The organism is Shewanella sp. HL-SH5 (assembly GCF_051163755.1).
Lineage (GTDB): Bacteria > Pseudomonadota > Gammaproteobacteria > Enterobacterales > Shewanellaceae > Shewanella > Shewanella glacialimarina.
Map to the genome: position 1 here is coordinate 1,855,826 of NZ_CP195038.1, position 25,464 is coordinate 1,881,289.

24 protein-coding genes and 1 pseudogene are annotated in these 25,464 nt (G+C 38.3%); 9 read left to right on the plus strand and 16 right to left on the minus strand.

What is annotated here, in order from left to right; all coding sequences use genetic code 11:
- Positions 1 to 95: 95 nt before the first annotated feature.
- Positions 96 to 816: pseudogene (fadR, locus tag ACRWQM_RS08060) on the plus strand (fatty acid metabolism transcriptional regulator FadR).
- 64 nt (positions 817 to 880) lie between these two features.
- Here the strand turns inward: fadR and ACRWQM_RS08065 are convergent.
- From ACRWQM_RS08065 to ACRWQM_RS08080, 4 genes are all read right to left on the minus strand, one after another.
- Positions 881 to 1,075 (minus strand): DUF2986 domain-containing protein, encoded by a 195-nt coding sequence (locus ACRWQM_RS08065; RefSeq protein ID WP_434926230.1) that lies wholly within the window; start codon positions 1,073 to 1,075, stop codon positions 881 to 883.
- 89 nt (positions 1,076 to 1,164) lie between these two features.
- Positions 1,165 to 1,614, minus strand: a complete 450-nt coding sequence (locus ACRWQM_RS08070) for a hypothetical protein (protein ID WP_434931807.1) — start codon at positions 1,612 to 1,614, stop codon at positions 1,165 to 1,167.
- Between the two features lie 77 nt (positions 1,615 to 1,691).
- On the minus strand, positions 1,692 to 2,054 hold the full coding sequence (locus ACRWQM_RS08075; protein ID WP_434931808.1) for a glutathione S-transferase N-terminal domain-containing protein: 363 nt from the start codon (positions 2,052 to 2,054) through the stop codon (positions 1,692 to 1,694).
- A 107-nt stretch (positions 2,055 to 2,161) separates the two neighbouring features.
- Positions 2,162 to 5,194: a DUF748 domain-containing protein gene (locus ACRWQM_RS08080; RefSeq protein ID WP_434931809.1), complete on the minus strand. Its 3,033-nt coding sequence runs from the start codon at positions 5,192 to 5,194 to the stop codon at positions 2,162 to 2,164.
- 216 nt (positions 5,195 to 5,410) lie between these two features.
- Here ACRWQM_RS08080 and ACRWQM_RS08085 point away from each other — a divergent pair, with 216 nt between their 5' ends.
- The 4 genes from ACRWQM_RS08085 to ACRWQM_RS08100 all read left to right on the plus strand — a co-directional run bounded on the left by ACRWQM_RS08085 (position 5,411) and on the right by ACRWQM_RS08100 (position 7,225).
- Positions 5,411 to 5,782 carry a GNAT family N-acetyltransferase gene (locus ACRWQM_RS08085; protein ID WP_434926226.1) on the plus strand — a complete coding sequence of 124 codons (372 nt, stop codon included), beginning with the start codon at positions 5,411 to 5,413 and terminating at the stop codon, positions 5,780 to 5,782.
- A gap of 72 nt (positions 5,783 to 5,854) precedes the next feature.
- Positions 5,855 to 6,553, plus strand: coding sequence for a DUF445 domain-containing protein (locus tag ACRWQM_RS08090; RefSeq protein WP_434931810.1), 699 nt, complete (start codon positions 5,855 to 5,857; stop codon positions 6,551 to 6,553).
- Positions 6,554 to 6,677: 124 nt separating this feature from the next.
- Positions 6,678 to 7,025: a VOC family protein gene (locus ACRWQM_RS08095; RefSeq protein ID WP_434931811.1), complete on the plus strand. Its 348-nt coding sequence runs from the start codon at positions 6,678 to 6,680 to the stop codon at positions 7,023 to 7,025.
- A gap of 5 nt (positions 7,026 to 7,030) precedes the next feature.
- Entirely contained in the window at positions 7,031 to 7,225 is a 195-nt protein-coding gene (locus tag ACRWQM_RS08100; RefSeq protein WP_434931812.1) for a DUF1289 domain-containing protein, read from the plus strand.
- An 82-nt stretch (positions 7,226 to 7,307) separates the two neighbouring features.
- On the opposite strand, the gene ACRWQM_RS08105 is transcribed toward ACRWQM_RS08100, so the two are convergent.
- Positions 7,308 to 8,540: a uracil-xanthine permease family protein gene (locus ACRWQM_RS08105; protein WP_434931813.1), complete on the minus strand. Its 1,233-nt coding sequence runs from the start codon at positions 8,538 to 8,540 to the stop codon at positions 7,308 to 7,310.
- A gap of 171 nt (positions 8,541 to 8,711) precedes the next feature.
- Here ACRWQM_RS08105 and ACRWQM_RS08110 point away from each other — a divergent pair, with 171 nt between their 5' ends.
- Both ACRWQM_RS08110 and hda read left to right on the plus strand, forming a co-directional pair.
- Entirely contained in the window at positions 8,712 to 9,800 is a 1,089-nt protein-coding gene (locus ACRWQM_RS08110; RefSeq protein ID WP_434931814.1) for a DUF2066 domain-containing protein, read from the plus strand.
- 76 nt (positions 9,801 to 9,876) lie between these two features.
- Complete coding sequence (gene hda / locus ACRWQM_RS08115; RefSeq protein ID WP_434926220.1) at positions 9,877 to 10,587, plus strand: DnaA inactivator Hda; 711 nt, start codon at positions 9,877 to 9,879, stop codon at positions 10,585 to 10,587.
- A 90-nt stretch (positions 10,588 to 10,677) separates the two neighbouring features.
- Here hda and ACRWQM_RS08120 read toward each other — a convergent pair whose 3' ends face one another.
- The 4 genes from ACRWQM_RS08120 to ACRWQM_RS08135 form a co-directional block, all read right to left on the minus strand.
- On the minus strand, positions 10,678 to 12,609 hold the full coding sequence (locus ACRWQM_RS08120) for a hypothetical protein (RefSeq protein WP_434931815.1): 1,932 nt from the start codon (positions 12,607 to 12,609) through the stop codon (positions 10,678 to 10,680).
- A gap of 142 nt (positions 12,610 to 12,751) precedes the next feature.
- Positions 12,752 to 13,132, minus strand: coding sequence for a DUF2069 domain-containing protein (locus ACRWQM_RS08125; RefSeq protein WP_434931816.1), 381 nt, complete (start codon positions 13,130 to 13,132; stop codon positions 12,752 to 12,754).
- A 7-nt stretch (positions 13,133 to 13,139) separates the two neighbouring features.
- On the minus strand, positions 13,140 to 13,493 hold the full coding sequence (gene arsC, locus ACRWQM_RS08130) for an arsenate reductase (glutaredoxin) (protein WP_434931817.1): 354 nt from the start codon (positions 13,491 to 13,493) through the stop codon (positions 13,140 to 13,142).
- A 33-nt stretch (positions 13,494 to 13,526) separates the two neighbouring features.
- On the minus strand, positions 13,527 to 14,975 hold the full coding sequence (locus ACRWQM_RS08135; protein ID WP_434932004.1) for a M48 family metalloprotease: 1,449 nt from the start codon (positions 14,973 to 14,975) through the stop codon (positions 13,527 to 13,529).
- A gap of 158 nt (positions 14,976 to 15,133) precedes the next feature.
- On the opposite strand from ACRWQM_RS08135, the gene ACRWQM_RS08140 reads away from it, so the two are divergent.
- On the plus strand, positions 15,134 to 15,349 hold the full coding sequence (locus tag ACRWQM_RS08140; RefSeq protein WP_226415655.1) for a sulfurtransferase TusA family protein: 216 nt from the start codon (positions 15,134 to 15,136) through the stop codon (positions 15,347 to 15,349).
- Between the two features lie 44 nt (positions 15,350 to 15,393).
- Positions 15,394 to 16,470, plus strand: coding sequence for an AI-2E family transporter (locus ACRWQM_RS08145; protein WP_434931818.1), 1,077 nt, complete (start codon positions 15,394 to 15,396; stop codon positions 16,468 to 16,470).
- 24 nt (positions 16,471 to 16,494) lie between these two features.
- On the opposite strand, the gene ACRWQM_RS08150 is transcribed toward ACRWQM_RS08145, so the two are convergent.
- The 7 genes from ACRWQM_RS08150 to ggt form a co-directional block, all read right to left on the minus strand.
- Positions 16,495 to 16,758, minus strand: a complete 264-nt coding sequence (locus ACRWQM_RS08150; RefSeq protein ID WP_434931819.1) for a Rho-binding antiterminator — start codon at positions 16,756 to 16,758, stop codon at positions 16,495 to 16,497.
- Between the two features lie 28 nt (positions 16,759 to 16,786).
- Positions 16,787 to 17,368 (minus strand): histidine phosphatase family protein, encoded by a 582-nt coding sequence (locus tag ACRWQM_RS08155; RefSeq protein WP_434931820.1) that lies wholly within the window; start codon positions 17,366 to 17,368, stop codon positions 16,787 to 16,789.
- A 265-nt stretch (positions 17,369 to 17,633) separates the two neighbouring features.
- A complete protein-coding gene (locus tag ACRWQM_RS08160; protein WP_434931821.1) occupies positions 17,634 to 19,688 on the minus strand; it encodes a bifunctional 2',3'-cyclic-nucleotide 2'-phosphodiesterase/3'-nucleotidase in 2,055 nt (684 codons plus the stop codon).
- A 374-nt stretch (positions 19,689 to 20,062) separates the two neighbouring features.
- Positions 20,063 to 20,458 (minus strand): phosphate ABC transporter substrate-binding protein, encoded by a 396-nt coding sequence (locus tag ACRWQM_RS08165; protein ID WP_434926213.1) that lies wholly within the window; start codon positions 20,456 to 20,458, stop codon positions 20,063 to 20,065.
- Between the two features lie 12 nt (positions 20,459 to 20,470).
- Complete coding sequence (locus ACRWQM_RS08170) at positions 20,471 to 21,658, minus strand: hypothetical protein (RefSeq protein WP_434931822.1); 1,188 nt, start codon at positions 21,656 to 21,658, stop codon at positions 20,471 to 20,473.
- 107 nt (positions 21,659 to 21,765) lie between these two features.
- Complete coding sequence (locus ACRWQM_RS08175; protein ID WP_434931823.1) at positions 21,766 to 23,382, minus strand: methyl-accepting chemotaxis protein; 1,617 nt, start codon at positions 23,380 to 23,382, stop codon at positions 21,766 to 21,768.
- 314 nt (positions 23,383 to 23,696) lie between these two features.
- The gene (ggt, locus tag ACRWQM_RS08180; protein WP_434932005.1) at positions 23,697 to 25,391 is read right to left on the minus strand and encodes a gamma-glutamyltransferase; all 1,695 of its coding nucleotides are present in this window, start codon (positions 25,389 to 25,391) and stop codon (positions 23,697 to 23,699) included.
- Positions 25,392 to 25,464 lie beyond the last annotated feature (73 nt).

Here is a 25,464-nt window from a genome sequence, read left to right on the forward strand (position 1 = left end):
AACAATAGTTTTTATTTACTGCTTCTCTGGTATGATCAGTATTAATTTAAGTAGCAATAATTGCTATTACCGCTAAGTATAGGAAATCTAGGCTGATGATTATCAATGCCAAAGGTCCTGCAAGTTTTGCAGAGAAATACATTGTTCGTTCAATTTGGGACAACAAATTTCCACCAGGGTCTATCTTACCTGCTGAACGTGAGCTTTCGGAACTTATCGGTGTCACACGCACGACATTAAGAGAAGTGCTGCAACGATTAGCAAGAGATGGCTGGTTGAAAAATTCAGCATGGTAAGCCAACTCAAGTGAATAACTATTGGGAAACCTCTGGCCTTAATATTCTTGAAACAATAGCCGACTTAAATCCTGATGGTTTTCCGCTATTGGTCGATCAACTTATGTCTGCTCGTGCTAGTGTGAGTACCATTTACTTCAGAGCTTCATTTAGACAAAACCCAGATAAAGCTGCGGATATTTTAGCTAAAATTCATCAATTAGAAGATGATGCAGATACCTATGCTGAATTTGACTATCGACTTCATCATACTTTAGCGTTTGCTTCTGGTAATCCGTTATATGTGCTGATATTAAATGGTTTCAAAGGGCTTTATAGTCGAGTGGGTCGCTACTATTTTTCAAGTAAAGAGGCTCGAAAGTTGGCATTTAATTTTTATATTGAGCTTGAGAAATTGGCTAAAGATAAAAGTTATCAAGCAATTCCAGGTTTAATGCGAACAAATGCAATTGAAAGTGGCAAGATTTGGCAGAAGTTACGAGATGATATGCCAGCTGAAATCGCTCATGACAATAGCTAATCTATACTAGAAAATTAAACATAAAAAAACGCCAATCATTTGATTGGCGTTTTTTTATGTTTAATTACTCTGCCGAAGTGGCTGATTCTATTGTAGGTTCAGTGACCGATTGTTCCTGCTCTAAAGCCAGTTTTGCACGTTCAGCTTTTGATATATAACGTTCTTTCACTTTAGTACTTGGATTATCTGGCACAACTTTATTTTGTCGTGCTTTAGCACGTTTAGCCAGTTTCTTAATCATCACTTGTTTTTTGTTCATAATAAATCTTCAGTATGCAGGTATTCGATTATTGGATAACAATCTTAAAAAAATAATAGCCCTATTTTATCCTATATTGAGCGAAAACCCTAGCGACCAAATTTACTGATATCTTCAGCTGTTGCCCCATCATTACATTCCCCGCGAATTTCCCCGCGTTCATTCTCAATGTAACGGCTTAATTCAATATAACCTTGTTTACAGTAACCGGTCATTACAATAGTTTTATCTAAACCGACTTGCACTTGTTGGGTCCACAGCTCAAGAAACTCTTCTTTTTCACGCATCTCTTCAGCATAGCTTCGCGCATCTTGCATACGTCGATCGATACGTTGTTGATGAGCAGGTTTATCACTTATATTTCTATCGGAGGCGGTTGCAAGCTTAGCTTGATAAACAAACAATTTAATCCCATCGCCTTTGATTTGAGTGTTAAATTTATCTTTGAATTGACCAGCAAACTCCATAGGGTCAATCGCTTTAGCACTGCAACCCGCCAGTAAAATGAATAGTATATTGAATGCGATAGATTTAATCACTTGAAACCCTTTGTACAAATGGAATGTAGCATTAATTTATTTGAATTTAATTAATGCTCAATAGGCGTATTATCCGGTTATGCTTTTGCATAATTGTCATTGAGGTAATTTATTATTGCCTTAGACTCATACAACCATTCGGTTTTGCCATCGTTATTAATTTTCAAACAAGGTACTTGTAATTTACCACCTTGAATCAATAACGCTTGTTTGTTGCTGTCCTGTTTAGCATCAATTAAGGCGATATTTAAGTTTTGACGACGCATTTCTCGACGTACTTTTACACAAAAAGGGCAGGCATTATACTGATATAGAGATAAATTTTGTGTTTGCATATCAATTTTAACTTGTTCAGATTCAGGGCGTTGACGTTTTTCAGGGCTAAAAATGAAATTTAGTAATAGAATTATCCGACCTAAAATCCAGCGTACTACAAACATAATTACCTCTTTATAATTTAAATATGAGCTTACTGATTTTCAGTAAACGCCAATTCTACTTTATCTCATGCTGCTTATAAACAATTGTGTCAGCTATCATGCGCTATTTAGTTTGCTTGTAACTCAAGTTGCACTTCTGCTAGTTTTTGTTTTGAATTAATTCTACTTTCCATCACATACACCCTAGTAGCTTCAATGTTTGCCTGTTCAACCAAGAATGATTTAACCGTTTTAGCCCTAAGTTGGGCAAGTTTGCCTAATTCACTAGGTGCTACAACATGGGCACTTTTGATTGTGTTGTATAAAACAATATGCAAACGGGTATTGAGGTCGTTTTCTAACAAGGGAGTATCTGGGTATTGGGCTTCATATTCATCAATAATGGACTGCTTAATTGCCATAGAATCTTGTGCTAACTCTTGTTCAAAAAGTGTATAAAGTGCTTCTGTAATTGGCCCTGATAGTGGAAACTGGCTGGCTGATAAATCAGCTGGTAATTGGTCAATGGGGATCTGCGCTGTATTTGCCAGTTTTAGATGCAGGGCTTGTTTGGCCAGTGCTTGGCTATCATTAATAGCATCAACCTCACCTTTAACATTAACAATCAGTAACGGCCTGTCTAATAATGCATCAGCCAATGTCATTAAGTGTTTAGTCTGTGTATTGCTTAGTTCAGCATTACCATAATCAAAACTGACTTTATTCAACGGTTCGTCTGAGCCAATCAAATTCGCAAGTAAACTAAAAGGAGCCGTAACGGCTTTAGTAATGATATTACCCAAAGCACCCCAAATAACGCTACCAAAACTAAAACTGGGTGAGCTTAAATCACCTTTTACATCAACGCCTAAATCAATGACGCCGTGGCGGTCTTGAAGTAAAGCAACAGCTAATGTTATTGGTAAACTAGTAGCAAGATCGCTGTTACTCGGTTTACCCAGTTGGAGTTGGTTGATAACGACGTGATTAGAACCCACTAAGACATTATTTTTTAATTGATAGTTTAAATCTAATGAGATTTGACCTTTATCGATATAGTAACCCGCATAAGTGCCTGAATAAGGGTTAACAGAGGTTAGCTCTACATTTTTAAAAATGAGATTAAGGTCAAGATAAGGATTTTCTAGTAATGGGTTAATTTCACCTTTTAATATTACTGGAGCATATTTATCTATTTTTCCCGCTAAATTTACCGATGCAATCGTTTGTGAATTATTAGATAGTTGGTTAATTCGACCATTTAACAATTCAATTCCAGATGCAAAATTTGGAGTTAACGAATTATCGGCAAAAAATGCTGAGCTGTCTTTTAGTGTAATATGTTTAATGGCAATTTGTGGACTAATACTGTTTTCTTGTGCAAGTTCTACTTGCTGTTGGTTTTGTTCAATCTCTTTATCATTACTATCAGCTTGAAGCGTAACAGTGGGTTTTTTTAGTAGATTTGAAATATTGGTGCTTCTGTCTTTTGCAATAATGATACGAGAATACAATTGCTCAAATAGAATTTCATCAATATCAATTTTACTTTGTTGTCTATCAAACTCTAATTGATTAATTGACATTTTATGCCAGCTAACCAAGGTCTTTTGATGTAAATTGTCTTTAATATCAAGGTTATCAATCCAAGCCTGACCACTGTAGTTTAATTGTTTTTCAGTGTCTAAACTCAACCGCCCAGTGGTATTGAAAGTGCCGTCTTCGATGGTAATGTTAATAAATTTTTCGACATAAGGTTGCAGAGAGGTTAACGAGACATTTTGATAACTAAAGTCTGCATTTAATGTTTGGTCTACTAAGTTAAATACACCGACAGATCTAAGTTCGCTTTTTTGGTTAATTTTAGCCGAAAATTGGTAGTCTAATGGAATGGACAAGTCAGATTTAATTTGACCTGTTTTGATATTAATTTGGCCTATTTGCCATAAAACAACCTGATCGCTAGCGACAGATTCGCCTAAGTTTATATCATAATTAGCAATGTCGACGGCGTTGAGGTTGATTATCCAAGAAGGGCTAGCTTTCTCAATTGAGGGTTCAAGATTGGTATTGTCGATATCAGTGAGGTTTTTGGGCATTAATAGTTTCATTAAATCTGCTCCTGTTGGAGAGATATTCAGAGCCACTTTACCTGATTTTGTTTGAAAACTGTCTATGTTAACTAGCTGAGTTGCACTATCGACTTGAATGTCATTGAGGTTTATCGCGTCAATAACGATCTTTTCTTCATTGGCATGTGAAGCAATAATGCTATTAATATTGATGTCAGTATCGGTAAGTGTAAATTTGACAGGGGTATCCTGTTTAGGGTCAATATTAAGGATGATTTTACTGTTGATATTCAATTTCCCTTGGGTTAGCTGAATATCAAAGTGCTCATCAACAAACTGCCAATATTTAGCAATATTAAATTCAGACAAGGCAACATTCACTTCTAATACGAAGGGAAATAGCTGCAGTTGTCCAAAAAGTTGCAGCTTACTGCTGTATTCATCTGTGAGAGTTAAATCATACTGATTATGAATACTAGTTGCTTGATGTTTGATTTTAGCAATAGAATCAAAATGATCGAAAGCTAAATTGATTTGCGGATACACCACCTGGCTATTACTGACAGCATCTTTAATTGAGATAGCACCCTGCTCGATAGCTATTTTAGTAATACGTATTTCAATAGGTTTGTCGATAGACTCCTCATTTTGGGCCTCAGGATCAGAAACTGATTGAAATAAGGCAATAATATCAGAGTAATTATAACTATCTGTAGTCAGCCGCTCTATATTAATTGTGGGCTTTGTAATAGACACTTCTTCAAAAATAATGGCGAGATTGGCTAACGATTCCAGTGGTGAGATATTGATATATAGTTGTTCAAACCCGATAAAAGTTTGTGTCGGTTTACTTTCAGAGACAATCAAATGTTCTACTGATAGTTCAAAGGTAAATGGATTAAAGTGAATACTTTTAATTTGAGTTTCACGGCCCAACTTGTCAGAGACTAAAGGTGCCAGGTGTTGTTTTGCGATAAAAGGCATAATAATGCCGAAAATAAAACAAAACAGTCCATAAACGATAAATAGGCTAATAAGAATTCTTTTAAGAAGAGGGCTAGATGAGAATTTTTTTAATGAGCTTGCCATACGATACTCTTAGGCATAAAAACGAATAAGATTATTTTAACTAAAAAGTAGCTTAATTGAGAGGTTTTTATTGGCTATTTTATATATGGTTAGTAAATAGACTTTTAGAATATTAGTGTGTAAGGTTTTATAGTTAATTGTGTTACTTTTTTACAAGAACTATGATTAATCTTGTTTTTAATCATGAGTTTTATGCTGGTAATTCAAGGATGAAATATGCAAATACGTCTTGCCTCAAATATAGATTTACAGACACTTAGCCATCTTTTCGATCTATACCGTCAGTCTTGTGAACAGCTCAGTGATATAAATGGTTGTTATTCATTTTTAAGTCAGCGCCTATCAGAAAATGATTCGATTATTTTTGTCGCATTAGAAGAGGAGCATTTGCTCGGTTTTATTCAATTGTATCCCTCTTTTTCTTCATTAATGTTACAGCCAGTGTGGTTTTTTGATGATGCTTTTGTATTACCACAATACCGTAATAGAGGTATTGCCAGCCAGATGATAGCCAGAGCCAGAGTGTTAGCAAAAAGTGCACAAGTTGCACTAGTCAATAGACACATTGAACAAGATTTAAAGGTATAGGTTCTAATCCTTATGACCCGCAGTATTTTACTGTTAAAATATTGCGGGTTTATTGTATTTGGAGAAGTAAGATTGAATAAAAGTCTTTTTACAAACTTAATTGCAACCTTGTTTGTGTTAGTTGGCTACTTAATGGTTCAGCCCATTATATTAACAATCGGACTGTTTGCCTTGTCTGGTGCGATCACCAACTGGCTAGCAGTGTATATGCTATTTGAGAAAGTGCCTGGTTTATATGGTTCAGGTGTTGTACCAAATCGTTTTGAAGAGTTTAAAGCAGGCATTAAACATCTGATGATGGAGCAGTTTTTCACTCAAGAAAATATTGACCGTTTTCTGACCGTTAGTGACAGTAAAAGTATCGATTTAACCCCTGTAATAGAAAAAGTTGATTTAACGCCATCGTTTGATGCGCTTGTGTCAACTGTTGAAAAGTCATCTCTTGGTGGAATGCTCGCCATGTTTGGCGGAGTAGAGGCTTTAATGCCCCTAAAAGAGCCTTTTATTGATAAAATGAAACAGTCATTAATTGAACTGTCTCAAAGTGATCAATTTAATCAAATTTTAGTTAACGAATTAGAACAACCGAATGTGATTGCTGATATTCAAGCTAAGGTCGCTAATATTGTTGACCAGCGTTTGGATGAACTAACACCTGACTTAGTTAAGCAAATTATTCAAGATATGATTAAAAAACATCTTGGTTGGTTAGTGGTTTGGGGTGGTGTTTTAGGTGGAGTGATTGGTGCTATCGCCGCGTTAATTAACTAACCTCAAATTAGATAAGTTAGTATTTTGACCCAAGGTTTTCACTGATAAACATTGGGTCAAAATGGTTATTTGCAATTATTTCGTTATACTCAAAATATCCTTCAATCACTAGTAAAAGCAAAGCATGTCACATCATCAGATTAGTTATTTAGAAATACCTGTTAAAAATATTGCTTCTACTAAGGATTTTTTTAAGCATGTATTTGGATGGCATTTTAAAGACTACGGTCCGCAATATAGCTGCTTTATAAATGTGGGCATTGATGGTGGCTTCTTTGAATCTGACAGTCATTTCACTACCACAATAGGTGCACCTTTAATTGTTTTGTACAGTCAGTCGTTAGAGGAGACCCAAAGCAAGGTCACTCAATTTGGTGGAGTCGTTAATAAATCCGTATTTGCTTTCCCTGGCGGTAGACGATTCCACTTCCTCGATGTCAATGGCAATGAATTTGCCGTATGGTCTGAGTAATAACTATGGACGATATCCCTAGTGTTGAATGCCCATGCATTAGGCAGTGTAGTTTAGACGAGCAAGATATTTGTTTGGGTTGTCATCGTACTTTAGATGAGATTTTAGAGTGGCACTCTATGAATAATGCACAAAAGCTTAATTTAATTAATAAGTTAAATTTTCGAGCCGTCGCCAGAAAACGCAGCTATGATTTTTAAATTATTGTTGTTCTAAGGTGAATAAAAAAGCCATCAAAAATATGATAGCTTTTTAGTATTTGTTTCCCATTTTGAAATAATATTAATGTTCTGCTTGATGATTTTTATCAGTTTTAGGCAAAATCATGTTCATTAATATGGCGATTATACCGCATAAACTAATACCAGTGAGACTGAAAGAACCTATACCAAATGCCATTCCGCCAATACCAAATACCAAGGTGACAGCGACAATACTTAAGTTTCGCGGCTCTGATAAGTCGACTTGATTTCTAATTAAGGTATTCAAGCCCACTGCGGCAATTGATCCAAATAGCAAGCACATAATGCCACCCATTACTGGAACAGGAATGGTTTGTAATAAGGTGCCTAATTTACCCACAAAAGCTAAAATGATGGCGGTAATCGCGGTCCAAGTCATTATGCGAGGATCAAAACTTTTGGTTAAGGTAATCGCGCCAGTGACTTCTGAGTAGGTGGTGTTTGGAGGCCCACCAAATGCCGATGCTGCCATTGTTGCGATGCCGTCACCGGCTAAGGTGCGATGCAAGCCGGGCTTTTTTATATAGTCTTTACCGGTTACGTTAGATATCGCTAAGATATCTCCAATATGCTCAACAGCGGGTGCTATGGCAACGGGGATCATAAAGAGTATGGCTTGCCAATGAAACTCGGGTGCGACAAAGTTGGGCATAGATAACCATGCTGCTTGTTGTACAGGCGTGAAGTCCACCACATCAAAAAATAGACTTAAACTATAGCCCACTATAATACCTGCCAAAATAGGCATCAATCGGGCAACACCTTTTGCAAAAGTCGCGACTAGAATGGTGGTTGATAGTGAGGCAAGTGAAATAATTAACGCGGTGTTAGTATTAATTAATTGGACAGAACCATCGCCCGTTTTGCCTAAAGCCATATTAACAGCCATTGGTGCTAACCCTAAGCCGATAATCATAATGACCGGACCAACCACCACAGGCGGGAGGAGTTGATGAATAAACCCAACGCCACGTATTTTGACTGTTGCTCCCAATAGTACATAAATTAATCCTGAAACCATCAGCCCGCCCATAGTTGCTGGTATTCCCCATGTTTGTACACCATAAAGTATCGGGGCTATGAATGCGAAAGATGACGCTAAGAAAATAGGCACTTGACGCTTTGTGACGAGTTGAAAAAGTAGTGTGCCAATACCTGCAGTAAAGAGCGCTACACTGGTATCTAGCCCAGTAATTAAAGGCATTAATACGAGTGCACCAAAGGCCACAAATAACATTTGTGCTCCTTGGAGCGGAATTGAAAAGCGTTGCATTAGATTAACTCCATTATTTTTATTATGTCTTTGAATAGGTACAGTTAGCATGTTTTCTGCTTATGTTTAAATAGTGCGTTCACATAAAAAAGAGTGTGATTAGACCATACTCGATAGATCTTTATTATGTTACACTTTGATCACTTATTTTGATTGCGTTTATAACTCCCAATGCTAAAAAATTTACTCAATATTACCTTGCTTTCACTGGCTATTTTTCATGTTCAGTTATCTGCTGTCGAGGTGACGAAGCTAGATCAAGCAGATATCATAGTTGATTCTCGCGCTAACAGTGCTCGTTCGGCTGCACTTAAACAAGCGTTAGCCAGTGTTTTTTTGAAAAACTCCGGCAGCCCTAGCGTCGTGATGCACCCTACGGTTAAAGCACAAATTGACAATCCTGAAGCATTACTCATTCAGTATGGTTATAGCCAGGCTGATAGTGATTTATTACTGACAGCAAGTTTTGATCATCAACGCGTAATCAGCACTTTGCGCCAGGCTGATTTACCTGTTTGGGGGGCTCAACGTCCTTTAACCTTATTATGGGTAACAATTGCAGATGCTAATGATACAGTTATTTTATCTGACTCAAGCGAGAGCGCTTTACGATCTGATTTAATCGCTGAGTCAAATAATAAAGGTATTCCAGTATTGTTACCTTTGATGGATCTTGATGATCTTATGGCGGTATCGCCAACAGATGTAAAAGGCATGTTTCTAAGTCCTGTCAATATCGCATCGGCTCGTTACCAAACGGATTATTTTGCTATTGCAGATATTTCAGAGACCACGAGTGCAGTAACATTTACTTTGTCTTTATTCGATAAAACACAAACGGGTTCAACACTTCAACCCTTAATTAAACAACAAGGTGAGGCAGTCGATACAGCTGCGGCATCTAAACGCATAATGGCTTTATTAGCTGATTATTATATTAGCCAATATGCTATTGCATCTTCAGGTAATAACCTTGAAACGCATGTGAGTTTTACCGGTGTGACACAAATGTCACAACTGGTAGAAATTGAAAAGTATTTGCAGCAACTCAGTGCAGTGAAAGAGATTTCAATCAGCCAATTCCAAAATGAAACAGTGACTTACCAGTTGTCATTATTCAGTAGTGTTGAAGATCTACAACGATTATTAAGTATTGATAATCGTTTAAGCAAAATAGATACAATGGGCAATGTAAATTCCTACCTTGAGCCGAAACCGAACGATAAGTCAACGTTAACCTATCAATGGCAGGGGCAATAACCCCAGTGATATTTTACCTGAAGGGCGCTTGTGTTATAGTAGCGTCCGCTTTATGTTTATTTTTGAGAATGTTTGAGTGACCCTATCTTCTCCGCGCCAATTATCTTTGCCCGTTTATTTACCGGATGATGAAACGTTTAATAGTTATTATCCTGCATCGGGTAATGATGAACTTATTCAAAAACTTCAGTCTTGTGCTGAAGGGAGCATGACTTCGTCTATTTATTTGTATGGTCCGCAAAAATCAGGCCGTACCCACCTAATGCATGCTGCATGTGCACATGCAAGTGATTTAGACCGTCGTACTTTATATATACCTCTAGGTATTCATGCCAGTATTTCGCCCGCTTTATTTGAAGGTGTTGAGTCTTTAAATTTAATTTGCATTGATGATATCGATGCCATAGCAGGTCATCCTGTCTGGGAAGAAGCTTTATTTCATTTGTATAATCGTATTGCTGAACAACAAGACTGTCGTTTAATTGTCAGCGCAAGTGCATCACCATCTGAAGCCCGTTTTGCTTTACCTGATTTGGTTTCCCGTATGCAGTGGGGGTTAATATACCAATTGCAAGCTATGGCTGATGATGAAAAACTGTTAGCGTTACAACGCAGAGCCGCTATGCGTGGTCTGCAATTGTCTGATGAAGTAGGGCGTTTCTTACTGACGAGAATGGCACGAGATTTACGCACACTGTTTGATGTATTAGACAAGTTAGATAAAGCATCTATGGTACATCAACGTAAATTAACCATACCTTTTATCAAAGAAATGCTTAAGTTATAGCTGCTTATAAATTGCCCTAGCTTTAAGGCCAGGGCAAAAATTCAAAATCTGCGTTTGTCTAAGTCTATTTGATACGTCCGCTGAATCCTATTATCTATGTTGCTCGCCACTTAATTCTAAGGGCCTATCCTCTAATGCTTTTATCTCGGTGGATTGGCTCACCTTTTGCGGTGAACTCGCACTCGTTGGATTAACTACTAAGTTTTCTGCCCACGATTTACCGGGGGTTAATTGCAACGGTTTCGATAGACTGTTAATAAGGTTTTGACTTGCCACTTCTGGCATTATTTCATCAATAACATATTGTGCACGTATTTTAATATTGGCTTCGCCAATACGACCGCGTTGACCCCAATCGACAGTAATATTAGAACCCGTTGCATTTTCTGGTTTGTCAGTAACGGCGACATCTCTCAACATATTATAGCGATAGCTCATAAAAGCTTCTTCAAACAGCATAGCTGCATCTTCTCGACTTGAGGAATAGTTGTAATAGTCTGATGCATTGTCTTGACTAAAGAAGGTGGTAATATCGCTTGGCAGGTATGATTTTTGAATGTCATTAGCGGTTTGGCCCTTAAAGCTTACAGTACCTAGTGAATACATTTCGCTGCTTTGTAATGGAAAGCGTATTGCGAGTTGATCTGACACCAAAGCATTACTACTCGAACGTCTGTTGAAATCCTCTAATAAAGTTGGCCCTTGAAGTGTGCTGTGTGTACTGCGCGGGAAAAAGTCATTAGCGTGGGCTAACTCGTGATACAGCAACGAGGAAAGTCTAGGGGTAAAGTCAGCAACTGAGCGGTTTGTTCGGTTTTCATATGGGTAAGATGCATAGGCATACTGATTATTTTTCACATATCGCCATGGCATTAAAAACTGTAAATAATTACCAAAATTACTTCGGTAATCTGGTGCTTCATTAATGGTATCGCGCTCAGCAGCGGTTAACCAAAGATTGTCGGGATCTAGGTATATCGCGCCGGTAACTACCCAATAAAAAGAGGGGCGCACATCATAACTAATGATAATAGCGGTAACAGATTGTAATAATGTAATGAAGTCACTATTAGGGTCTTGCTGCTGCAAAAACTGCTCAAAATTCTTCCCCATCCAATCGTGAGATACCACAACTCTGTCCATGATATTAGCAATAGAGGGGGCACTTGTTTGCTGTCCAATTAAAGGTAGTTGATTAATACGGCAACTATTATCAAGTTTATTTGAGTAAACACATTTAGGTAAAACAGCAGCATATGATGAATTAGGCTTATAGGCATAAGTGCGAGAAACGGGCTGATCAAAATAGGGAGAAGTGATCCCTGCTTCATTGGTAATTAAGATGTGGACATCATCGGTTAATGTTTGCCCATTCAGCTCGGCTGTAGCCCTAAGAGATACAATGCTGTCTTTGTTGACAATAGGAGCAATGAATAATGGCCGTTCAGTTTTTGTTAGGTCTAAACTAATCGGATTATCTGAGTAAGCACACCATTTTACATTAGTCGGCATTTGACCATTAATGGACGCTAATCTCACGCTAACACCATTACCTTCAACGACTTGATGATCAGCATTTACTGATAATGATATTTGTTGAGCATTCGTGACATTAATGGTAATCAATTGATTAATATCAATACCAGAACCTGAAATTGTCACTTTAAATTGGTATTCACCGGTATTGGACGGTGTAAAATTAAGTATGGGAGAGGAGTTATTGGCTAGAGATAAATCTGTACCTGCCATTTGCTGCCATTTAAAAACTAAGCCACTTGAGTCTTTATTCGTTAGTTTAGCAATAATTGCCCCTGATTGGTTTACTTGATAACTTGTCTCAAGCAAAAACTCCAGGTTATCTTTACCTGTTATAGTGCTCAACTCTAAAGGCTGACTGCAGGCTGTAACAGGCAGTGTATTGTCGGGGACAACAGGTGTCGGTGCTGAGTCGCTGCTACCTCCACATCCGGTTATTATGCTAGTTGAAATAAGAAGCGTAAGAATACTGCGACTGAAAGCCATTATTTAATCCCTTCTGCAATTATTTACTGACTATATCATGTGTTTTTTGCATGCGAAAGAATAAAAAAGCGCCAATTGGCGCTTTTGAAAATGAAACATTTATTGATAATAACAAGCAATAAAATTAATTTAAATCAGATTGTTAATCTTCTTGTTGTGATTTTTTCTTTAAGCCCAGGCCCAGTTCTCTGCCTCTTATTCTGGCATAAAATGGAAAGCCAATTAGCAAGGCACAAATAAGCGCAGACTCTATAATTGCAAACACAAGCGCGTCTTCAGTCACATAGACTAAGGTTAATCCGTGAAGCAGATACAGACACAGAATAAAACTCGCCCAGGCGTAAGTGTATGGATTACCTTGAATAACACCTTTTAATGGCATCAATAGCGGGATGATCCACATTAGATTAAATATTAATGAATAAGATCCTTGCACACCTTGTTGTACAAACCATCCAGTAAGCAATAATACCAGTGCAATATAACCTATACGGCAAAGCTGAAATAAGCTGTTAGTTTTCATTAATAATTTACTCTATGATTGCCAAAACATTTTCAGGAGGTCGACCAATAGCCGCTTTGCCATTGCATAACACAATAGGTCGCTCAATTAATTTTGGCGTTTTTAACATGGCTGCAATAAGTTGCACTTCCGTGAGATTGACATTATTTAAGCCTAATTCTTTATACTCACTTTCTTTAGTACGCATCAATTGACGAGCGCTTAAATTAAGTAGCGACAGTATGTTACTGATTTCATCTGCTGAGGGGGTATTTTTTAAATACTCAATCACATTTATTTCATTAGACCTAGCTTGAAGTAATGCTAGGGTTTCACGGCTTTTTGAACAACGTGGATTATGTAAAATAGTAATTTTAGTCATAGTATTAGCTTTCTTTTTATTTCAGTATAAAAGTTATTTGAATTGCTCTAGATTTCGTTCAGCATCTCTAAATTGACGTATTCTGGCTTCAATTCTGGCAATTTGCAGCGGCTGACCTTCAGAGTATCTATATGCGTAGTTTAATTGATCAATCGCGCCAGGGTAATCCGCCACTAATGCCATTACCTCTGCATTAGCATAATATTCTAGTGCTTTGTTGCCCATTTTTTTATAGGCATCATTTAACAATTGATAGGAAAGTATATTTTGCTTATCGAAAAAAATGAGATCTTCCAACAACGGGATTGCTAGCTTGGGCGATCCTGACTCAACATAAATGTGGGCCAAATTAGTATTAATAACCTGAGAGGTCGGCTTTAATTTACGCTGGTCTTGCAATAGTGTAATAGCTTCATCAAAGGCTTTACGTTCGGCTAGTAAATCGGTTTTTGTATCGATATAAAATAGATTATTGACATCTGTTTGGCGCAACTCATCAATTATGGCCTCTGCTTCAGCAAATTTTTTCAAGCGAAACAGTGCCAAAGCTTTGCCATATAAAGCAGCTTCTTTGAATGTGTAAGAGCGTTTCTTTAACTGGACATTAAATAAAGATAAAGCCGCTTCATCGTTATAGCTGGAAAATCGAACCTGGATACGCGCTTTGGCGAGCTGGTAATTTAAGTTATCTGCAATATAACGATTTGGATATTGTGCTGCCCGATTACGTGCATCGGTAATGCGTGATTCAGGTAATGGATGAGTGAGCAGCATTTGAGGTGGCGTTGTGGTAAAGCGGTAGCGAGTGGCCAGTTCCGCAAAGAAATTAGCAGCGCCATTCTGGTCAAATCCAGCTTCAACCAATATTTGCATGCCTATCCGATCAGCTTCCTTTTCATGCAAACGTGTGTAATTAATTTTAGCTTGAGTTGCTAAAGCCTGAGTTGTTGCTAATGCCGCCATACCAGCTTGTGGCGCAGCAATAGTCAGTAATATAGCCCCTAGTAAACCGGCAATCGTAGCGGTGGAACTTTTTTCTTGTGCTTCCAATGAACGGGCTAAATGGCGTTGGGTAACGTGAGTGATTTCATGGGCCAGTACTGAAGCGAGCTCACTTTCGGTATCTGCATTTAAAAATAACCCAGTATGAACACCAACATGACCGCCAAAAAAAGCAAATGCGTTAATTTCATCATTGCGCAGTAAGAAAAAATAGAATGGCGTTTTAACGCCTGTGGCGTGAGCAACTAATTTATTACCTAACTCAGATAAATACTGGCTTAGAACGGGATCAGTCAATAGCGGTGCTGATGAGCGTATGACTCGCATGTAAGCATCGCCATAAACCATTTCTTTTTCAAGACTGAAGGTATTGACCGCGGCAGTACCAAGATCGGGTAAGTCGTTATTGGCAAAACTGCTGGTAATATTTGCTGTGAATAGAGTAGCTGCAACACTGCCGGCGATGAAAGTTTTGCTCATTTTGCTGAATGATTTGGTGGTGAAAGTAATTTTAGCCAAACGACACCCTTTAATCTGATTAATTAGTAGAGAAAAACGCGTAAGAGTTTACTCTGTTAGCTTGTGGTTTACTATGCAACTAAGGATAATAGCTTTAGTTTATTTAACGTAAATTCCCTATGAAACTGATAGATTTAACCGCTTATCGATGCCCATATCCATTAGTGCAGATAAAACTGTTATTGAAGCAATTACCGCAAGGTGAAACGTTAAAGGTTTTACTGTCTGACCCAGGTTCCTGCAAAGATGTTCCCACATGGGCTAAAAAAAGTGGATATCAGGTCAGTCTATTGCAACAAGATAAAAGCATTATGGCAATTAATATCACTAAATAGCGTGGTATTAGGTTAATTTTCTTTCATTTATACAAGGTTTTGCAATGTTATCGTTTTTAAAAGATTGGTACCAAACTCGTTTTAGTGACCCACAAGCAATAACATTAGTGTTTATTTTGATGGGTATAGCGCTGACAATATATTTTGGCGCGGAACTATTGGCGCCTTTACTTGTTGCATTGGTATTAGCATTTTTACTAGAGTGGCCTGTGGCTCAAATGTCAAATCTGGGCATTAATCGTACCGCTGGGGCTTCAATTGTGTTGGTGGCGTTTTTAGGGCTAATGATGCTGACATTGTTAGTACTGATGCCGAGTATTTGGCGCCAAGGGGTCAGTTTAGTCACTGATTTACCTAGCATGCTGGACAAGGGGATGATTGTCGTTAAAGACTTAAGCGATAAGTATCCGCAGTTTATTAGTGCTGAACAAATAGATGCTTCACTTAACGAATTCAAAAAATTGCTCGATACTGAACACTTATTGGATTTTGCTAAACAAATACTGGGTATTTCAGCATCTGTATTAGTATTAATGGTTTACGTTATCTTAGTCCCTTTGCTTGTGTTTTTCTTTTTAAAGGATAAAGAGGAACTGATTGCCAGTAGTAAACGATTTTTCCCTGCTAATCGTGGTTTAGCAAGTAAAGTATGGTACGAAATGGATCAACAGATATTTAATTATATCCGTGGCAAAGTGATCGAAATTATCATCGTTGGTGTAGCCAGCTATGTGTTTTTTGCGCTAATGGGTCTGAGATATTCTGCTTTGTTAGGTGTGTTAACGGGCTTGTCTGTGTTGATCCCTTATGTTGGCGCAACATTGGTGACATTACCCATAGCGCTTGTTGCCTTTGTGCAATGGGGTATAGGTCCTGAGTTTGGATATTTAATGTTGGGTTACGGTATCATCCAGGCGCTAGATGGCAATGTATTGGTTCCAATTTTGTTCAGTGATGCGGTAGATTTACATCCGGTGATGATTATTGCCGCGGTTTTGGTCTTTGGTGGCTTATGGGGCGTGTGGGGTGTTTTCTTTGCTATTCCTTTAGCATCATTGGTGAAGGCAGTGATTAATGCCTGGCCAAATAATGATAATAAGTCGGTATTCGATCCCGAATAATCTTTAACATGCTTCATTAACTCTTTAAAAATGCACAATAGTAAATTGTGCATTTTTAGTTAACACTGTCACTGTTTTAATGTCAGTTAACACTAAGGTTAAATCAACACCATTATCATCCTTACCACGAATGATCTCTTGCTTATCGGTTGATTGACCAATAAAGCCGGTTGAGTCAAATTTCCCCGTAATGTGATGACCGTTGTTAAGCGTAATCTGCACTTCATACCGATATAGGCACATTACCTCAATATAATCATGCAGATTGCAAGCAAGTATTTTAGTCATATCGTCCAGCTTCCCTTTTTAAGATAAATTAATAACTGAAACGATACATTGAATTAATGCGTTTTCCATCCACAATATTCACCTCAATAAAATATAAACGATCGAATTCTTCTGCATGATCCGGGTCAGTGTTTACTGATGGTTGATTTAGTTTGTGAGCTAAAATAGCGGTGGTATTACTGTGGCCGACTATCAAATAACTACCAGGACGCTTGAATAATTGTTGGCTGAAACTGTCAAGATCACTTGGGTCGTATGACGTTATAGGCAAATGATGGCCTATAGCAGTTGGCTGGGCGGTTAGCTGAGTGCGTTGGTAATCGGTTGAGTACACTTTATCTAATGGGATATGTTGTAGCATCTGAGCAAGCCGTTCAGCACGTTCAGTACCTTGTTTCGTTAATTGTGGATCGTCACCAGGTTGCTTTTCACCATGGCGAACTAATATAAAAGTCCATTTTTGTTCGGCATGGAATTGGTTCTTTTCAGCCAGGGGAGTACCTGTTTGGTGTATGGCCTGTTGAGCCAACCCAGATGGGCTGAGAAAAGTTAAACATAATAATGTAAGACTAATTAATTTTTGATATATAGCATTTGATGTTGCTCGCATAAGAGAGATCCGCTAACAGTAAATTGCCGTAATATTAACATTAGTTACTACGGTTGGTGATATTAAACTAAATAAGGAGGGATAATTATATTTTTTAAGACTTGCAGCTATCCTGTTTTGATAATTCAAATTAGCTCAACTTTTTATGTATTGGCTTTAATGGACTATTTATCGGAGTGGGATTTTTAAGCTAAAAAGCCCTGAGTAAACAGGGCTTTTAATTAGGGATTTACGCCCTGAATAAATATTCGCATCATTTAATAGATTAGTTCTGTAAATCAATGCTGTAAACAGCAAAACCAAACTCATCTACTACATTATTGAGTTTGGTCATCTTACGTTGTTGATACTTAGAAACAAAAGCATCAGCCAAGACGCTATCTTGAGTTTCAAAGCGGACATCAAGAGCAACAGTTGTGCTAATCGTAGCAAAGTCCCAGTTGTTGTCGGCAGATGGATTCACTTCGCCGTAGGTTTCAGTTTCAGCAGTAATATACTGTGCTAGTGCTTCACGGTTTGAATCTGGCAATTCCATTACAACGTAATCAGAACCCGTACCAGCGAATTTACCACCAAAAGCACGATAGTTATTTGATGCAATAATGAACTCTTTTTCAGCAAATTCAGCACCAATAAACACAGTACCTTCTTTGTCTGTATAGGATAAACCGACAATTCGATGTGCATTGGCATCGACTAATTTACAGTCGCCATCAAAGCGGGTTGGCTGAGTCACATCGATTTGATAGTTAACACCATCAATAACATCATAATTGTAAGTTCGATGTGTACTCCAATTAATCAAGTATTGCGGCGTTGTTGCTGTAGGATTAATTTGATTAAATTGATTTGCACTGCATTCCAACCAATCTTGTACTTGGGCTCCGGTGACTTTTACTGCAACCATGGTGTTAGGGTAAAGGTATAAATCGGCCGCATTTTTGTAAGTTAACTCACCAGCGGCAACTTGGACATAGCTCTCTGTATCTGCAGTAGTGCTGTGACGACCACCTGCTTTGAAAGGCGCTGATGCAGAAAGTACGGGGATGTCTTTTAACGCTTGAGGTAAATTTTGTTGCACTTTTGCTATCTGAGCATCTGAAACAATTTGAACGGTAGGATCATCTTGCAATAAACTGAGAAAGCTATACATATCTGACGATGCTTTGCCAATGGGTTGGTCAACGTAAGTTTTAGTATCGTCATGCTCTTTAGCAACAGCATCTCGAATACCAAAATCTGGCTGGACTAACTCCGGGGTGTTAGCGTTTTTATCATAAATGGGCATCGATTTAGCCGTACTATCGACAATCAACCATTTACCATCTTTCATTGCAAGTTTGAAATCGACTATGCCTAAGTTGTCACCCCAACGGCCAGGCATAACGGCAGCGACACCGTTAATAGTGCCTTTTTCAAGATCCGCATTTTCTAACCCCGCAAAAGTACTTGATGGAAATACAGAATGACTATGGCCAAAGGTAATAGCGTCAATACCGGCCACTTTTGATAGTGCCCAAGTGGCATTCTCGTCATCAATATCGATAGGATTAGTCGAAGATCCAACACCAGAATGCGGAATCGCAATAATAATGTCAGCACCTTCTGCTTTCATCATTGGAACAAATTTTTCAGCAGACTCCACAATCCCCATGACGGTGACTTTGCCTGTTAAATTTTGTTTGTCCCATAATAGAATTTGTGGCGGTACAAATCCGATATAGCCAATTTTAATGACTTGCTGATCGCCATTACTATCTAGCACTGTTTTTTCTTCAATGAGGTAAGGTTTAAATAAATTATCGCCTTTTTGTTTACCTTTCCAACAATCGGCTTCACATAATACATTGGCGTTGATATACGGAAAGTTTGCTCCAGAAATAGACTCATAAAGAAAATCTAAACCATAATTGAATTCATGATTACCTATATTGCCGACAGAATAACCGAGCGTATTCATAGCTTTATAAGCTGGGTGGGTACCACCAATAGTGCTATCTTGCTTGAAGTTGTTGGCGATATAGTCACCCATAGGGCTACCTTGTAATAAATCACCATTATCTACTAAGACAAAGTTATCGGCATCAGCGCCATGACGTTTAATTAAACTTGCGGTACGGGCGAGGCCAATAGTGGCATCGTATTTTGACTTATAGTAATCATAATCCATGATATTGGCATGAAGATCTGATGTTTCCAGAACGCGAAGATTAACTTCAATCGGGTTAACCTCAGGTTGTTTATCATCATCTGAGCTACCACATGCGGACAAGCCTAGTGAACTTGCGATCAATACCGCAAGTAATTTCTTATTGTACATATTCATATTTCCTTTATGACCCCGGAGCGAACTTGCCCCTGTTTAAAACAACAAACCTATGATTAGTATTTGGTTTTTTATGTTGAAAACGTTTGGATTATAATGAAAACCAATGAAGGTATTGTGACTTCTGCTGGATTTTGCAGTATCAATTTGTGGCATTAAGATAGTTTGCCGATTAATTGATCAAAACTTATGATTTTGCGGTTTTGGATATATCAATTATGTTGTGGCGTTATGAATGGCTATTGATCAAATAGTCTTGTTGAGTTTTTGAATCTTATTTACAACAAAAGGAGATGTGACACATATGTGCTACATCTCCTTTTTAAAGCTTATACTTAGAAGATTTGCTTAACCTTTTAAGTTAGGAACTATGGTTTTAAGATAACTTTAACTGTGCCATCAACATCAGCTTCATCAATGTACCCAATTGCACTTGGATTTGATGCTACAGCTGCTTTCATAGCCGTTGCTGAAGATACTGTGGCAGGTGGATTACCTTTTCCAGTAAACACTTGTTTAGACCAAAATGCCTTTAACTGTGCATCTGATTTACCCGTAACAGTACTGTGAAATTCAGAGCGAGTGCTATTACCTTCATCTAATTCATAAACAACCAGTGAGCTATCACCCTTGCCTAAAAATGCTTTTTTAGCATCGGCAGCTGACATATCACCAGCTGCATTATTACCAATAACAACAACACCAGCAGAAGCGGTAAATGCAACACCCAAACTGAGCGTTAATACGCATAGTAACTTTTTCATATCATCGCTCCTTTAAAATACCGCATCGAATTTAACGGTGTAGACTAATGTGTCATCAAATAAGAATTGCTTAGCCAATGGGTTAACAACCGCATTACCACCTAAACCACCAGAAGTATCTCCAAAGTCTGTTGCATAGGTTAAGTCAAATTTGATCGCTACGTTATCAATGGCATCCCAGCGAACACCTGCGCTATAAGCAGTTCGTTCTTCGTTCAATCCTAATCCTAATGGTATTGCTAATTGAGGCGGTAAAGCTGATCTCACATCATCGTCAGTCGTTTTTACATAAGCCACAGTAACATAAGGTGTGAATGCCTTAATTCTATAGCCTAAAGTGACATACGCTGATTCATGATCTGCAAGTAATCCTTCAATCTCAACTGTGGTCCATTCTGTGATAGCAATGAATGAGCCATTGTCGTAACTACCACCTAAGCCTGTAAACTGTGCTTGCTCACCGTCGATAACCAATGCGCCACCAGAAGCTGAACCGTCAAGGTCTGTTTGTCCATATACAGCACGCAATGTCCAAGTTAGATCAGTCCAAGAAGCGTTAACCCCCATGATGTTTGATAAATCAAGGCTTGTTGCTTCACCATTTACATCAGATTCACCGCCAAAACCTTGCAAGGTTAAGGTTGAGTCTTCAAATTCAAAATCATAAGCAATGTCGCCACCGGTATATGATGAGAAGGGCACTTGGTCATAAACTTCGCCAGGTGGGCGAGCAAATGGCTGTGCATAACCCACATCTAAATAGTCAGAATACATAAATAAGGGCACGCGTAACTTACCACCACGCACTTTTACGCCATTATCAAAACGGTGAGATAAATAAGCCCATTCAGCCTCAACATCCCAATCATTTTCACCTTTCATCATGAGCTGAAGAACTGCCTGAGTTTGGTTACTGATGTTAAACGTAGCTTGTAGCCCCATTTTACTGTCTTGAGTAAAATCTGCGCTGCTAGTGGCATTGTTATAGCCCGCATCGTTATCCGAACTGATATATGCACCGCTAATAAATCCGTTAAAATTGAATTTATCAGTCAGATTTTTGGTTTGTTGAGCTTGTAGCGCCTGAACTTGTTGTTCTAGCTGAGCTACTTTTGCATCGGTTGCTTCGTCAGCAAAAGCTGCGGCAGGAACTAATGCTACAGAAATCGCTAACGGAAGCGCTTTCAAGTAAAATTTCATAGTGTTACTCCTTTCTCATCACTCATCGTACCCATCGGGTTTATTTTTATATTGCTCTATTTATATAGCTAACATTCACGTAACTAACCAATTTTTAAGCGAATTATTTACACTTTAAATTGGTTAGTTATGATTTGGAGCTGTTTACTGACATTTTGGATATCAAAACTGATCCCGCCCATGTCTTCGGTAGTGGTTTTGACTTTCTGAGCGTTTTGCTGAATATCAGCAACATATTGCTGGATCAACACTGAGGTATTGTGTTGCTCCTCTGTTGCGGCGGCAATCTGTTCATTTACAACACTAATTGCACTGACTTTTTCAGTAATACTTGTCAAGGTTTTGCCGGCAAGCATAGTTGACTCAACTCCTTCGTCGGCTGTTTCAACACCATGCTGCATAGCCTGAACCGCTTTTTTAGAAGAGGTTCTTAATTCTTGCAGTACTTGTTGAATTTCTTGCGTTGACGCCTGTGTTCTAGAAGCAAGGGTTCTTACTTCATCTGCCACAACGGCAAAGCCCCGTCCTTGTTCTCCTGCTCTAGCAGCCTCAATAGCAGCGTTTAGCGCAAGAAGATTTGTTTGATCAGCAATACCCCTGATCGTATCTAAAATAGAATTAACATTATTGGTGAAAGCATCTAATTGGTTGACTAAAGTGGCTGTGGTTCTAACTTCTTCCGCTAGCCTTTTAATGGTAGAGACTGCAGTATTAACCACTTGAGTACCTTTAGTGGCTTCTTTATTTGCGTTGTCTGCCTCGCTAGCCGCGTTTGCAGCATATTCAGCAATATGAGTCACACTGATAAACATCTCACCCATTGCTTGGGAAATTAGTTCAATAGCAGCGGTTTGTTCTTTGACTGTAAGCTCACTGACTTTACTGCCGTTTAATAATGTTTTTGATACAGCACTTAAGCTTTCTGTTGTTTGTTTAGTGTCTGCTATTGAAGATTGAAGTTTAGAGACGAATTGATTAAACCAATAGACTAAATCGGCTATTTCATCTTTGCCATCATATTGAATACGCGAGCGTAAATCACCTTCACCTTCAGAAATATTACGTAATGAATTAGTGACATTAGAAAGGGTAGTAATAATTGAACTATTAACTAATAAGCCAAGAATCACCATTAATATGGTAGCGACAATACCTATCATTAAGACTGAGGTTTGTGCACTGTTCGCATCTGTGATGGTAGACTCGATACTGTTGGTAAATTGCGATTCAAAATCGGCTTGATTAGTTTTGAAATTCTTAACTAGATTTTGGTATCTTGCAGCATTGTCAGCCGCTTGAGTTTTTATTGCGTTAAAATCGATATCGTCGGCTAAAAAAGCCATCACCAGTGTTTTAGCATTTTGATGATAAGTAGTGATATCACTTTTTAATCGCTGCATATCACTTGATTCACTTGGTAATAATTGACCAATTTCATCTAAGTTTCTTATGATGGTTTTCACCATGGTGTCAACCGTTTGTAGGTTTTCTTCTTCGCCAGTCGTCACCGCAGATTGGATAATTTGTTCCAATTGGATTAACAGTCCGTCATTGACTGTCGCTAAGCTTAGCACTGGGTAGAGCCTGTTCTGTAAATTACTTAAACGATCAGTGTTGCTTGTGGTTGTGACACTGTTGATAGCGATTGAAATAATAAATGAAGCTAAAGCAACAAAAGTGAGTATTGCTATACGGTGTTTAATTTTCAGGCTAGATAGCTTCATGGCAACCCTTTTGTAGTAATTTTTTCAATTCAGTTACTTATTTTAACACATGCCATACGTAAAGGCATATATTGATTATATAGATCTGTCTATCGGCAGTAAGATTGATTAGCTTTAGTTATTGTTTCATTAAAGTTTTGTTAGAAAGTGTGTGGGATAATCTTTGAGAGATAAGTAAAAGTAATATTAGTAGGTTAACTATAGTGTATAAAAAATAATAAGCCCAAGCTATGGCGTTACGTTTTATGTTAAGTGTATTAAAAACATTCAGAAGATGTAAGTTTGAGCATCTTCTGAATGGCGAGTATTGATTTTTAGTAGCCTACGGCAGCAGAACCTGCTCTGCGGGGATCTGACGCCCCATATTTACCTTGTTCCGTGACCATTATTGACTGGGTACTACCAATAGATTGTTGAATTTTTACCTGATGACCTTTTGCTTCTAACAATGAAATTGTGTCTTGATTCAAGCTTCGTTCCACCCATAAAAAGTCAGGTAACCATTGATGATGCACTCGTGCAGCTGCGCTGGCTTCAGCAATGTTTAATTGATGATCAATTACATTCATAATGATTTGTAGGGTGATATTTATAATTCTAGAACCACCTGGGCTACCGGTAACAATAAAAGGTTTACCGTCTTTCATTACAATTGTTGGACTCATTGAGCTCAGTGGACGCTTATTACCTTTTACAGAATTTGCTTCGCCTCCTATCAGTCCGTAACCGTTTGGCACGCCAGCTTTGACGGAGAAATCATCCATTTCATTATTGAGTAATATTCCAGTTCCTGATGCCACCAGCCCAGATCCATAACTAAAATTCAAAGTATAGGTATTAGATACAGCATTACCCCATTTATCGACTACAGAATAATGTGTCGTTTGCGGGCTTTCATATCCACCAACTTTCCCGGGCAGAATTTCACTGCTAGGGGTCGTTTTGTTTAGGGCTATTTTACTGGCAATCGTATGAGCATAATCTTTACTGATTAAATGACTTGTCGGTACTTTAACGAAATCAGGATCGCCTAAAAACTCACTGCGATCGGCATAGGCATATTTCATTGTTTCAGTCATAACATGGATTGTTTGTGCGGTGTTGTGACCAAATTTGTCTATGGGGAATTGCTCTAATACGTTGAGCATTTCAATAATATGAATTCCGCCAGAAGAGGGTGCTGGCATTGAAATAACTTCATAACCTCGATATGTACCTCGAACCGGTTCACGTTCTACTGCTTTATAATGGGCTAAGTCCGCTAATGTCATTACACCACCAGCTTGCTGAACAGCGTTGACTATTTTTTCTGCAGTTTCACCTTGATAAAAACCTTTACTACCCAATTTAGACACTAAGGTGAGTGAATGGGCTAACTCTGGTTGATATAATATATGACCGACATCAAAATTACTGCCATCAGCTCGATAAAAGATAGCTTTTGAGCTTGGCCATTGGCTAATACGGCTGCGTGTTCCTGCCAAAGAATTGGCTAAATCCGATGTGATAATAATGCCATCTTTTGCCAGTTTAATTGCTGGTTTTAACACCTGTTCAAGTGACATTGTCCCGTATTGCTTTAAAGCTAACTCCATTCCCATAACGGTACCAGGCACTCCGACAGCTAAACCGTGTTCACGACTTAATTTATCAACCGCGTTACCTTTTTCATCTAGAAAGATATCTTTGTGGGCTTTACTGGGTGCCGTTTCACGGTAATCAATCGCAATGGTTTTATTATCTTCGGCAAGATGAACTAGCATAAAGCCTCCACCTCCAATATTTCCTGCTCGAGGTAGTGTTACTGCTAATGCAAAGCCAACGGCAACAGCGGCATCTACAGCATTACCGCCTTGTTTGAGAATTTCTACACCAATTTGACTTGCTATGGCTTCCTGGCTAGCCACCATACCGTGTTTAGCAAAAATAGGTTGTGCGGTAGCCATTTCACTGAATATTGCGTCATCATTCGCCCATGTATAGGTTGAATGCAACGCAGCTGATGACATGCTAATACCAATCAAAGTAGATAATAACAGTGGAGTGAATTTTATTGTTAGGGACACGAATAATCCTTAGATA

What these genes read in the sequence shown, in the direction of transcription:
- ACRWQM_RS08065 (WP_434926230.1), bottom strand. Translation starts at nt 1,075, where the DNA reads ATGAACAAAAAACAAGTGATGATTAAGAAACTGGCTAAACGTGCTAAA.
- ACRWQM_RS08075 (WP_434931808.1), bottom strand. Translation starts at nt 2,054, where the DNA reads ATGTTTGTAGTACGCTGGATTTTAGGTCGGATAATTCTATTACTAAAT.
- ACRWQM_RS08080 (WP_434931809.1), bottom strand. Translation starts at nt 5,194, where the DNA reads ATGGCAAGCTCATTAAAAAAATTCTCATCTAGCCCTCTTCTTAAAAGA.
- ACRWQM_RS08085 (WP_434926226.1), top strand. Translation starts at nt 5,411, where the DNA reads ATGCAAATACGTCTTGCCTCAAATATAGATTTACAGACACTTAGCCAT.
- ACRWQM_RS08095 (WP_434931811.1), top strand. Translation starts at nt 6,678, where the DNA reads ATGTCACATCATCAGATTAGTTATTTAGAAATACCTGTTAAAAATATT.
- ACRWQM_RS08100 (WP_434931812.1), top strand. Translation starts at nt 7,031, where the DNA reads ATGGACGATATCCCTAGTGTTGAATGCCCATGCATTAGGCAGTGTAGT.
- ACRWQM_RS08105 (WP_434931813.1), bottom strand. Translation starts at nt 8,540, where the DNA reads ATGCAACGCTTTTCAATTCCGCTCCAAGGAGCACAAATGTTATTTGTG.
- ACRWQM_RS08110 (WP_434931814.1), top strand. Translation starts at nt 8,712, where the DNA reads ATGCTAAAAAATTTACTCAATATTACCTTGCTTTCACTGGCTATTTTT.
- ACRWQM_RS08120 (WP_434931815.1), bottom strand. Translation starts at nt 12,609, where the DNA reads ATGGCTTTCAGTCGCAGTATTCTTACGCTTCTTATTTCAACTAGCATA.
- ACRWQM_RS08125 (WP_434931816.1), bottom strand. Translation starts at nt 13,132, where the DNA reads ATGAAAACTAACAGCTTATTTCAGCTTTGCCGTATAGGTTATATTGCA.
- arsC (WP_434931817.1), bottom strand. Translation starts at nt 13,493, where the DNA reads ATGACTAAAATTACTATTTTACATAATCCACGTTGTTCAAAAAGCCGT.
- ACRWQM_RS08135 (WP_434932004.1), bottom strand. Translation starts at nt 14,975, where the DNA reads ATGAGCAAAACTTTCATCGCCGGCAGTGTTGCAGCTACTCTATTCACA.
- ACRWQM_RS08140 (WP_226415655.1), top strand. Translation starts at nt 15,134, where the DNA reads ATGAAACTGATAGATTTAACCGCTTATCGATGCCCATATCCATTAGTG.
- ACRWQM_RS08145 (WP_434931818.1), top strand. Translation starts at nt 15,394, where the DNA reads ATGTTATCGTTTTTAAAAGATTGGTACCAAACTCGTTTTAGTGACCCA.
- ACRWQM_RS08150 (WP_434931819.1), bottom strand. Translation starts at nt 16,758, where the DNA reads ATGACTAAAATACTTGCTTGCAATCTGCATGATTATATTGAGGTAATG.
- ACRWQM_RS08155 (WP_434931820.1), bottom strand. Translation starts at nt 17,368, where the DNA reads ATGCGAGCAACATCAAATGCTATATATCAAAAATTAATTAGTCTTACA.
- ACRWQM_RS08160 (WP_434931821.1), bottom strand. Translation starts at nt 19,688, where the DNA reads ATGTACAATAAGAAATTACTTGCGGTATTGATCGCAAGTTCACTAGGC.
- ACRWQM_RS08165 (WP_434926213.1), bottom strand. Translation starts at nt 20,458, where the DNA reads ATGAAAAAGTTACTATGCGTATTAACGCTCAGTTTGGGTGTTGCATTT.
- ACRWQM_RS08170 (WP_434931822.1), bottom strand. Translation starts at nt 21,658, where the DNA reads ATGAAATTTTACTTGAAAGCGCTTCCGTTAGCGATTTCTGTAGCATTA.
- ACRWQM_RS08175 (WP_434931823.1), bottom strand. Translation starts at nt 23,382, where the DNA reads ATGAAGCTATCTAGCCTGAAAATTAAACACCGTATAGCAATACTCACT.
- ggt (WP_434932005.1), bottom strand. Translation starts at nt 25,391, where the DNA reads ATGTCATCAGCTGCGTTGCATTCAACCTATACATGGGCGAATGATGAC.